The organism is Daejeonella sp. (assembly GCF_037719425.1).
Taxonomy (GTDB): domain Bacteria; phylum Bacteroidota; class Bacteroidia; order Sphingobacteriales; family Sphingobacteriaceae; genus Daejeonella.
Genome location: NZ_JBBJNI010000142.1, coordinates 1 through 10,800 on the forward strand (window position 1 = coordinate 1; position 10,800 = coordinate 10,800).

The 10,800-nt window shown below is 42.7% G+C and carries 10 protein-coding genes; 2 read left to right on the forward strand and 8 right to left on the reverse strand.

The genetic code is table 11. The features are described 5' to 3' along the window. Positions 1-84: 84 nt before the first annotated feature. The 5 genes from WKF69_RS15795 to WKF69_RS15815 form a co-directional block, all read right to left on the reverse strand. Positions 85-576: a GNAT family N-acetyltransferase gene (locus tag WKF69_RS15795; RefSeq protein ID WP_340383092.1), complete on the reverse strand. Its 492-nt coding sequence runs from the start codon at positions 574-576 to the stop codon at positions 85-87. Next, a complete protein-coding gene (locus tag WKF69_RS15800; RefSeq protein WP_340383093.1) occupies positions 576-1,142 on the reverse strand; it encodes a thiamine pyrophosphokinase in 567 nt (188 codons plus the stop codon). The genes WKF69_RS15795 and WKF69_RS15800 overlap by 1 nt, the downstream gene beginning before the upstream one ends. 89 nt (positions 1,143-1,231) lie before the next feature. Beyond that, a complete protein-coding gene (locus WKF69_RS15805; protein ID WP_340383094.1) occupies positions 1,232-1,867 on the reverse strand; it encodes a thiamine phosphate synthase in 636 nt (211 codons plus the stop codon). A gap of 261 nt (positions 1,868-2,128) precedes the next feature. After that, the gene (locus WKF69_RS15810; RefSeq protein ID WP_340383095.1) at positions 2,129-4,495 is read right to left on the reverse strand and encodes a TonB-dependent receptor; all 2,367 of its coding nucleotides are present in this window, start codon (positions 4,493-4,495) and stop codon (positions 2,129-2,131) included. A gap of 741 nt (positions 4,496-5,236) precedes the next feature. Then, entirely contained in the window at positions 5,237-5,464 is a 228-nt protein-coding gene (locus WKF69_RS15815) for a hypothetical protein (RefSeq protein WP_340383096.1), read from the reverse strand. Positions 5,465-5,565: 101 nt separating this feature from the next. Between WKF69_RS15815 and aspS the strand changes: the two genes are divergently transcribed. After that, entirely contained in the window at positions 5,566-7,347 is a 1,782-nt protein-coding gene (gene aspS / locus WKF69_RS15820) for an aspartate--tRNA ligase (RefSeq protein ID WP_340383097.1), read from the forward strand. Between the two features lie 57 nt (positions 7,348-7,404). Further along, positions 7,405-7,647: a hypothetical protein gene (locus WKF69_RS15825; RefSeq protein ID WP_340383098.1), complete on the forward strand. Its 243-nt coding sequence runs from the start codon at positions 7,405-7,407 to the stop codon at positions 7,645-7,647. Between the two features lie 10 nt (positions 7,648-7,657). On the opposite strand, the gene WKF69_RS15830 is transcribed toward WKF69_RS15825, so the two are convergent. The 3 genes from WKF69_RS15830 to WKF69_RS15840 all read right to left on the reverse strand — a co-directional run. Next, a complete protein-coding gene (locus tag WKF69_RS15830) occupies positions 7,658-7,978 on the reverse strand; it encodes a DUF4372 domain-containing protein (RefSeq protein ID WP_340383099.1) in 321 nt (106 codons plus the stop codon). A 347-nt stretch (positions 7,979-8,325) separates the two neighbouring features. Beyond that, positions 8,326-10,182 carry a M1 family metallopeptidase gene (locus WKF69_RS15835; protein ID WP_340383100.1) on the reverse strand — a complete coding sequence of 619 codons (1,857 nt, stop codon included), beginning with the start codon at positions 10,180-10,182 and terminating at the stop codon, positions 8,326-8,328. Between the two features lie 342 nt (positions 10,183-10,524). After that, positions 10,525-10,800: TonB family protein (locus WKF69_RS15840; protein ID WP_340383101.1), on the reverse strand; the 276-nt coding region annotated here is incomplete at its 5' end.

Consider the following 10,800-nt stretch of genomic DNA (forward strand, 5'->3'; position numbering starts at 1 on the left):
AATAAATGTATTTATCTTTATAAAAACTGTCAACCTAATTAAGGACGAGTCACGTACTCCGCGTGTACTCTGCGTACTCCGCGGTTAAAAAACCTCTTTCCGCATCACATAATCATTCAGCACAAACTGATGATACGGAATGTCGACACTCTCTTTGATCTGAAAGCCAATTTTCTCATAGAAGCCAAGGGCGGGATTTGCCCTGTTCACATTAAGTTCGACTCGAGGAATGGTCAATTCCTTGGCAACATCAGTCAGAAAGTCAATAAGGTTTTTGCCTGTGCCTTTACCCTGCTCTGATGGGAGGACGTAGATCTTATGGATCTTGAGTACGGAGTCAGAACCGTTTTCTGTAGAGTATCCTGCGAAAGCAACATTATCATTCTCCCTTTTTACGAGGATGAACTTAATGCCTCCATGCATTTGGTCACGGAGTGCATTCTCAGAATACATGTTCTTAAGCATGAAACTGATCTGCTCTTCAGAAAGTATTGGACGGTAGGTTGGCCACCAGATCTTTTCCGCAAGCTCATGAATCACCGGAATATCCTGGTCAGTAGCTTCAACTATCTCCATCAGATCTTTTCCGAAATGAATATGAATGGCTGATCGAACGTGAAGGAATAAAAGCCATCCTTTTCGGTTTCCAGGACCTGCTCGTCTTTTGACACTAATCCGCTGGTGCTTAAGTTATGGATCTCATGAAGCAGCTGAACACTTTCACCTGCTGGCTGCCACTTGCTGAAACCAGAACGAACGGGAAATATTTTTTGGTCGGCGATGAAAACAACAATGTCGATATCATCTACAAAAAGCGCGTAGTCTTTCAGTGTAAATTCTTTGGTAATGATGTTAACCGCCGGATAACCCTCTCCGACAAGGTATTTCAGGCAGTCTTCCAACGGATCTGTATCTGTTAAAATAATCCGGGTATTCTCCTGTGCAAAGAAATCGGGGTTGTTAGTCAGAACTCCATCAACCTTTAAAGCCAGGGAATCCGCAAGATCATAAATGTCTTCATGAACGATAACTGTTGGACTCCACTCCAGTATCTGTCCGAGGTTTTCGCTTTCAAAACCGTCGAGGTTCATAATTAGAAGCGCCGGCTCTTGCTTTTCGCGGATGATGTGGTGTGAGGACATAGATCAAACTTAGGTAAAATGGATAAAAGAACAAGTACCAGAGAACAAAGATGGTGCCTGTCTGATGATTATTTAATCCCTAACCTCACTTAGTAGACCCGCCGATAGAATTCTTTTAGTGAAGCAGCCGGATCTTCTGCAAGATTGACCCCTGCCGAAACTGCTATTCCGTAAATGCCAGTTGAAAGAAGGTTTTCAACGTCATCTATTGTTACGCCCCCTACGGCAAGGACGGGTATTTCCAAATCTCTTTTATTCATTTCCTGCACAATGCTTTCGTAGCCCGTAACTCCGAGTATAGGGTAATTATTCGGTTTTGTAGTGGTATGGCCAAAAGGGCCGCAGCCAATGTAATCCACAACTCCCGAATCTGCGATCCGTTGGATATCGGCTATTGAATTTGCTGAGGCGCCCAAAGTTTTTTCATCACTGATGATGTTTCGTATTGACTTAAGATCTGCCTGCATATTTTCAAGATGAACCCCCTGAGCGTCAACTTTATCGAGCAAATGGTAATGATCGGTTAAGATAAGAGTCGCTCCCCAGTCGTCACAGATTGAAGCGACCTGGTGTACCTCTGCTATAAGCTCATCATTGTCTTTACTGAAACAACGGTACTGGATCCAGTTGGCGCCGGCTTTACACGCTATTTCTGTTTGTTCGATATGGCTGCGGTGCGGCAAGTCCTGGGTGAGGTAATGGAAGCGCGAGATGTATTTCTTCATGATAATGTGATTGCATGTGGCAATGTTAACCGGGTAAATTTACTCTCATTTTAACTGATTATCTTCGGGCGCTTAATGTTCGTTTTAAATAACGATGTATGAGGTCCCCCTCCCAGCCCCCGAACAAATTTGTCATTCCCACGAACGCGGGAACCTCCTCTAACAAGCTTTTCTGATATTGTCGATGTTTGGCAGGCTGGATGATCTCTTTGTCCCTCAGTCCGAATTCGGCGCTTTTGGCAATTTATCTGCCTGCATTTTTTAAAACTTAAGGCTCAACGAAAGCAGAAAATTACCTGGCGCCTGTGTGAAATAATAGTTTTCAGTTGTAAATGCACCCCCGTATAAATAGCTGAATGTATATCCATTCGATTCGTACTTCTCAGAAAGGACGTTGTTAATCAGCAGGGTCAGGCCGATATTTTTCACACCTTTGAAAGAAGTGTTATAGCTCATGCGTAAATCGTTAACAAAAAATGCATCAAGGCTTCTGGCAGAGTTAGAAGTATTATCGAGATACTGCTCACTGACATATTTACTCAACAATGCGATTTCAGTACGCTTAAACGGTCGAAGGCTTAACTCACTTGACCCAATAAATTGAGGCGAAAATGCCAGGTCAACATTCTTGTAATTGTTTACGATCTGGCCGCCCTTATCGTAGTCATCCACAAACTCGGTGAAGCTTTTAATCTTGTTATCACTTACTGATGCGGTCAGGCCCCATGCCAGCTGGCTGCTTATTTGTAATCGGCTATCGAGCTCCACACCAAGCCTATAACTATCCTTAACATTCTGGCGGATATATTCACCTACATCGTTGATCTTGCCTGTCAGCACCAGCTGATCATTGTATATCATCGCGTAAGCATTCAGTCCGCCGGAGAAAGTACCTCTGCGAGTCCTGTAACCGGCCTCGATGTCCAGCAAATTCTCTGATGATGGGCGCGTAGCTGGTGTTGAGTTCACATAGTCGTCGCGGTTTGGCTCTTTATTGGCAACTGCTACAGATGCATAAACATTGCTGGCCTGGTTAAGCTGGTAACTCAGACCAATTTTAGGATTGAAGAAGTTTAATTGATCATCCTGCGCTAAGGAGTTCCGGTTCTTATCAGTTCCTGAGATCTTATAGTTGATCGAGCGATATTGGAGATCTGCATAGAGGTTCAAATTGCCAATAATATAATCTGCTTTAGCATAGGTATTAAAATCCTTCTTGAACCCGTTACCCTGGTAATAGCGTTGAAGGTTCAGATTTATCGGAATAAATTGTCCGCGGATTACCTCTCCGAAATGATCGCCATCATATTCATTATAGGCACCTCCGAGGGTAAAGTTGATCGCGGATGATGGATTGTAATTGAATGAATAAGTCATTCCATAAAAATCATTATCAAGCCAGCGGCGCCTGATCAAATCACTTTTAGAGATGGTAGTTCCTCCAACAGTGTATGGAGCTATGCCGTAATTGGCGAAACTCTGTTTTTCTTTAAATTCCTCATAATAGCCTTTGCCGCGGGTATAGTGAAGTGCTGCATTTGCCGAGAAAGTAGAAGAAATCGTTTTGGAGTATAGTAACTGGTAATGATTTTGAACGTAGTTGTCCGTTTGATCATCATAAGTAAAACTATTAAACGTGCGGTTGGAATTAAGCAGGTTTTCCGGGATGCCATTCCATGCCTGATACGTTTTTTCAGTTCCCGAGAACACGTTTGCACGAAGCAGGCTGCTCTTGCCGTAATATGCACCGCTCACAAAATAGGATTTCAAATCAGACGAGCCACGGTCAATATATCCGTCAGACTTGATCCTTGACAAACGCCCATCAAAACTGAAGCTGTTATTAATAAGTCCGGTTCCAACATTGACCGTATTCTTCAAGGTTTGGTAAGATCCAAATGTATTATTCAGCTCGGCGTAGGAGGAATCCCGCCGTGTTGTAGTTTGGATGTTCAAACTTCCACCGAAAGCACCCGCGCCATTGGTAGACGTCCCTACTCCCCGTTGGATCTGAATATTATCTACCGAAGATGCGAAATCTGGCATATCAACCCAATAAGTACCCTGACTTTCTGAGTCGTTATAAGGGATTCCATTAACTGTTACATTTACCCTTGTTGGGTCGCTTCCGCGGATACGAATTCCCGTGTAGCCAATTCCATTCCCGGCATCAGAGCTTACAACTACAGATGGGGTCTGGTTTAAAAGGAAGGGAAGATCCTGTCCAAGGTTGTTCTTCTCCAACTCGTCTTTGCTGACGTTTCTGTAGGTTGTGGCAGATTTTTCGGTGGCGCGGGTAGCCCGTACTAATACCTCATCTGCCAGCAAGCTATTACGATTTAATTCGAAATTGATCGTGGAATTGCTGGTGACAGAGATGTTCTGTTGTTTGGTTTGGTAGCCCAGATAGCTTATCCGGATTATATATTGGCCTGGTTTAAGATTCTTTAAGGTATAGTTCCCGGCCTGGTCTGCCTGAGAAGAGACGAAAGAGTTTTCGACATAGATACCCGCCCGGCTTAGAGCCTCGCCAGTTTGTTTGTCAGTAATTTTTCCGCTAACGGAAAATTGGGCTGAAGCCATGAACGGCATCAGGATCGCCGCAGCGATGATTAATAATTGTTTCAAAATGAATAAAATAAAAAAGTTAAACATCCTGCATAGTGGGGTTCTATACAGTTCCTTAACATTACCTCCCTCCGCCGGCATTATCCGGATCAGGTGCTCCTTAAGTGGAGAGTGGAGAATGGAGAGTGGACAGTTCCGCGCGAAACTTTCAACTTTCAACTTTCAACCTGCCTGCCGGCAGGCAGGCTCTCAACTTTTTGGATGGGTTTAATCTCAGCCTGTTTTTGTGTTTGATTTCGCAAACAAGGCACCCCTTATTGATAAGGCAAATGTAGGAATAAAAATACCGGCGCATTCTTCTTTCCGGTTAAATAATTCTTTTATTTTTTTGGGGTTGCCCGCGGTAGCGGGCCCGGGCTCTTCATTTCAATCTTTTTCGCTTCGCAAAAAAGGATTTTCATTTCGATCCCTAACCCGTCCCGATCAAAATTCTAATAAAATATAAAATCCTGTTCGATATGACTGTGAGTTTCCTGCAATGTCCCGAGTTTATAAACCTGATGGCAGTGGAAAGCCCGCAGCCCGAGAAGAAATTATCAATCTAATGTAATTACATGCGCGAGGACTTGAAACGTACAGCGGGACTGCCGGCCGCCAAAAGCAAAACCGTTCCTTTCCAAAATCTTAGATAAATTATTTAATGTAGTTATCAATAGTTTAACCCATCAGGATAGTTTATTCAATACTTCAACCTATTTAAGGGAAATTGAAAAATCTTTTTGATCTCAGGGAACTTTTGCATTAGCACCCAATCATCTCGTGCAAGCTATAAATCTCATCGATAGCTAAAAACGATAAGTTTTCACCGTCAATAATTTCAAAGTTTTCACGTTCTTCGTTGGAAAGGGCTTGGATATCTTTAAATTTATCAAGCAGCACGATAAAGGTATGATCATTGGGCATGGCCAAAAGCATAGTATCGGTACCAATAAATTGGATATTTTTTATTTTGGTCTTTAAGATGGTCATATTAATTTGCCAGGATTAACAATTTACCCATATATACAAAAATACAATAAATTGCACTTCAGTTTTTCAAAAAACGTACTTTTGGCACTTTAAGGAATTTTATGCTGAGAACACATACTTGCGGAGAACTAACCATCAACGATTTAAGTAAAGAAGTTACGCTTACCGGCTGGGTTCAAAAATCCCGGGATCTGGGAGGTATGACCTTTGTTGATATGCGTGATCGGTACGGTATTACGCAATTAACGTTCAATTCTGATGATAACGCAGACTTAAGGGCACAGGCTCGCGATCTCGGCCGTGAATTCGTAATTAAGGTGACCGGGAAAGTTATTGAGCGCTCGAATAAAAATCTCAAAATTTCTACGGGAGAAGTTGAAATTAAGGTGTCCACAATGGAGCTTTTGAATGCAGCTAAACTGCCTCCTTTCCTCATTGAGGATGAAACGGACGGCGGAGAAGACCTTAGGGCGAAATACAGATATCTTGACTTGCGCCGTAACCCGGTTAGAAATAACCTTGTATTGAGACATAAAATGGCTCAGGAGGTAAGAAAATACCTTGACGGGCTCGACTTTATTGAAGTTGAAACACCTGTTCTTATTAAATCAACACCCGAAGGTGCGCGCGATTTTGTGGTGCCAAGCCGCATGAACCCGGGGGAGTTTTACGCCCTGCCGCAGTCGCCGCAAACGTTCAAGCAGCTTTTGATGGTTTCAGGTTTCGACCGTTACTTCCAGATCGTTAAATGTTTCAGGGATGAGGACTTGCGCGCTGACCGCCAGCCAGAATTTACTCAGATCGACTGTGAGATGGCTTTTATTGAACAGGAAGATATTCTGAATGTGTTCGAAGGACTGATCCGGTCATTGTTCAAAAACGTTAAGGATGTCGATCTCATCGATGTTCCGCGCATGCAGTATGCGGATGCAATGCGCCTTTACGGTTCGGACAAACCGGATACAAGATTTGAAATGCAGTTTGTGGAACTTAAAAATAATACCTTGCCGGAATCTCAGGCTCCTCTCCTTTGGAGAGGCGGGGGTGAGGCCTTCCCGGTATTTGATAACGCCGAACTCGTTATTGGCATCAATGCAAGGAACTGTGCAGAATACACAAGGAAACAACTTGATGAGCTTACTGATTTTATAAAACGCCCTCAGATCGGCGCCACAGGCTTAATTTACCTTCGTCACAACAGCGATGGAAGCCTTAAATCTTCGGTTGATAAGTTCTACAATGAAGGTGAGCTGAAGAAATGGTCGGAAGCTTTCGACTCAAAACCCGGCGACCTTATTCTCATCATGGCCGGGGTAAAAGATAAAGTGCGTAAACAGTTAAGTGAACTGCGTTTGGAAATGGGCAACCGTTTGGGTTTGAGGGATAAGAATGTATTCTCACCACTTTGGGTACTTGATTTCCCTCTCTTAGAATGGGATGAAGATACTCAGCGCTACCATGCAATGCACCATCCGTTCACTTCACCGAAACCTGAAGATATTGCGATGCTTGATACTAATCCGGGAGAAATTCGCGCGAACGCTTATGATATGGTGATCAATGGTACTGAAATTGGCGGCGGTTCAATCAGGATCCATGACAGGGCTCTTCAGTCGTTAATGTTCAAGCATCTCGGTTTCAGTGTTGACGAAGCACAGAAGCAATTTGGCTTTTTGCTTGATGCGTTTGAGTACGGCGCTCCTCCGCACGGTGGTATTGCTTTTGGTTTCGACCGCCTTGTTTCCATTTTTGCCGGATTAGATTCCATTCGGGATGTGATCGCATTCCCTAAAAATAATTCAGGCCGCGATGTGATGATCGATTCACCTTCGACTATTGCTGAAGAGCAGTTGAAGGAGTTGAAGATTAGGACAACGGTTTAGAGGAATCAAGATCCAAGAGCCATTGCTGTCCGGTAAAAATTTGATTAACTCAATTATATGAGTTTTATGGAAATAGATCCTGTTTTTGATCCAATCCTCTGTGATATGGACAAAACAAGGAACGTCATCTTTGGCTCTATGAGTGTATGGGCTTTCACTCCACCCTTTTTCCTGCCATTAGCCATGGCGTTCCCGCACGCTCTAAATACCTGGGAAAATAGGGTAATGGTTGTAGAATCGACAATAAAAAGCCGTTCATTTAATTTTCCTTTCAATGGGCTGTCCGGGGAAAATCCATAGTAACGCTTCCTTAATGAATGGAAAAGCTCACAGAATAATTTAGCAGAACGACGCTTGTTGGCATCAGCAAGTGTGCTTCTTCTGGGTGTATATTGTATTCCAGACCCAGACGCGAGGAATTCGCCTGAAGGCCCGTAATGAGTTCACGCAGGGAACTGCAGTGATGAAAGCTGCTAAAAAGCATCGTAACCAAATGGTTATAAGTCTTGAACTTCTTACAATAGCGATTGGATTGATGCTTTTTAGCTAATTGCTCGACTTTAGGGCGGGAAATTAAAGAAAGTAATTGACCAAGTATCGGCTGTCCGGTAAAATATGTACTTTTGGGCATAGTCTATTTTTAGAGTTTCGCAACTTGAATCTAAACTATTTAGGGGCTTCGGCCCCTATTTTTTTTCTGCTTTTGAGTTTTACCGGACACTACTGAGCCAAGTATCAAGAATCAAGATTTATTCGTTTTTCACCGATACATTTTTCTTAATAAAACGTTTTTTTTTATTCCCAGGCTGACTTCTTTAGTCTTGGTAACTTAAACCTTATCCGTGATTTTGTGCTGCCTGCCATTGCCAGAAGTACTTTATATAAGTCAGGTTCGGCACCTTTAATTAAGCAGGATATCTACGCTTGAAAGACCTCTCCGTTATGCGTCTTGGTTCTTGGCTCTTGATTCTTGATACTCTATTTCAGCACCTCATCAATCGAATTATACGCCACTGAGTGATAATTCGGCCGGGCTTTAGCATAGATCTTCTTCGCCCATACTTTCCCTTCGGAAGTCTTTACCATTTCTTTGTAGATAGGCATCAGAAACTTCCGACGGCCAACTTCAGTAAGAAACGTTTCAATATTTGAGTACGCTGGCTTATATTTCATTCGCACCGAAAGGGTATACCAGGCCGCTTGAATCTCAGAATTTCCTGATGCAGTGAATTTAAATGTTCTATCCAGATCCGCCATTTGCTTTATGGTAACATCCGCTGGCAGATGGCTTATTAAGTACAATGCCTCATTGGTAGCAAGCTTCTTATTCAATACTGAAATATCACCTGATTTTTGCCATTGGCTAATCAGACTATCTAAAGATTTAAATCTGTCCGATCCAACAGCCGGACTATTAGTTGGTAATCCCGGTTGATAAACCCATGAATTAATATTTATTTTGTCCTGTAAAGCCTTATCTCCTTTGAGTAGATTTTTCTCTAAATAAGCAAGGAACTCTTCGGTGGTTACCGAATTAAATGCATGAGAATCAAAATATCCTCTAAGAAACGCGTCAAACTTCTCACGTCCAACAGCATCCTCAATAGTTCGTATGAACGAATATCCCTTCTCGTACGCAATATCGCTCACCCCCTCGTCCGGATCCCGGCCCTCATAATTTGCCTTCAGTTTTGTGTCGGCATTAGTCGCACCCATCTCTTTAACAAGATCCTGTAATCCCTGATAACCCAGCAATTCCTGCATTTTCGCCTCGTCCTTTCCGTACACATCTTCTACTATACGCCTTTCAAAATAAGTAGTAAAGCCTTCATTTAGCCAGAAATCATTCCAGTTAGCATTTGTCACCAGATTACCACTCCAGCTATGAGCAAGCTCGTGAGCTATAAGGCTAACAAGCGAGCGGTCTCCAGCAATAATAGTTGGAGTAGCAAAGGTTAACATAGGATTTTCCATACCACCGAAAGGGAAGCTCGGGGGAAGAACGAGAACATCATAGCGTCCCCATTTGTATGGACCATAAATTTTTTCAGCCGCAGTGGTCATCTTACCCATGTCTGCAAGCTCATACGCTGCTTTGACAAGCGTAGCAGGCTCAGCATAAACGCCTGTACGATTGTCAACCGCTTTAAAGGACATATCTCCAACCGCCAGCGCCATAAGATAAGACGGTATTGCGTTTGGCTGTTTGAACGTGTAGACGCCGTCTGCATTTTTCTCTTGAGGATTTTCTGCGCTCATCAAAGCCAGCAACTCTTTAGGCACAGAAACTTTAGCGTTATAGGTAAATCTTATGCCCGGGCTATCCTGACAAGGGATCCATGTGCGCGCCAGGATCGCCTGTGATTGTGTAAACATAAAAGGGTATTTTTTCCCTGCCGTTTGTTGAGGGTTAAGCCATTGGACTGCAGCCGCATCGGCCGAGTTTGAATAATATATATTAACTTTTGATGTTGCCGCTTCAATTTTCACTGTCAGGGCCTGACCCAAAAATTCAGTGACGTCTCCAAGAGTGAATGTTGTCTCTTTTTCTTCTTCACCCAGGGTAACCTTGCTGATTTTAAGATTCCTTGAGTCAAAAATGATCTCATCGCCTTTTGCAGGATTCTCAATTGTCCAGGATGCTTTTCCAGAAATCAGCTTAGTATCAAAATCAACCTTTATATCAAGATCAAGGTGCTTTACAATTGCTTTCGACGGATCTGCAAATGAATGCACATCTTCGTACTTTTTAGCTGCTTCTTTCAAATCATCACTGTTTTTCGTCTGACAAGCAAAGGCAAATAAAGCAGGGATTAGGATCAATAATTTGTTCATAACGGTTTAGTTTAAAAATCAAAGCTAATGAAATTCTATAGGCCTGAGATCGCAACAATTAGATTCCATCTTATTGTCATTTATCTCAGGGATTTTTTATTGATCTCGATCAACAAACAAACGGAATACTAAAGCAAATGTTGGCGTTTTCATCAACAAATTCAAGTTAATTGGTGAAGACACCAATTAAAAGAACTAGGGATTTAAACCAAGTTGGTGAGACACCAACCTGATTCAATAAAAAATGGTAGTAAGCTATGGGGTGTTTGTTGGTTTCCCACCAACAAACTGAACCGGGATATTGAGATAAATGTTGGTGTCTTCACCAATATTTCACGTTAATTATGGCCCGAAGTTTACGGAAATACGTTGTTCGATAGCTTTCCCATCAGGGGATGGTGTCCATTGAGAGCCATTCCGGACTAAACGCAAAGCTTCCTTATCGTATGCTTCGCTCAGGCCTTTGATAATTTTGATGTTGGTTAGTTTTCCGTCTGAAGCTACCTGAAACGAAAGCAGGACAGAACCAGTTAGAGGCGGATCAGCTTTGAATTTACTTGCATTGAGATTTAGATATTGGTTGTAAGCAGCCCATCCGGATTTTGGCGCATTAGTCCC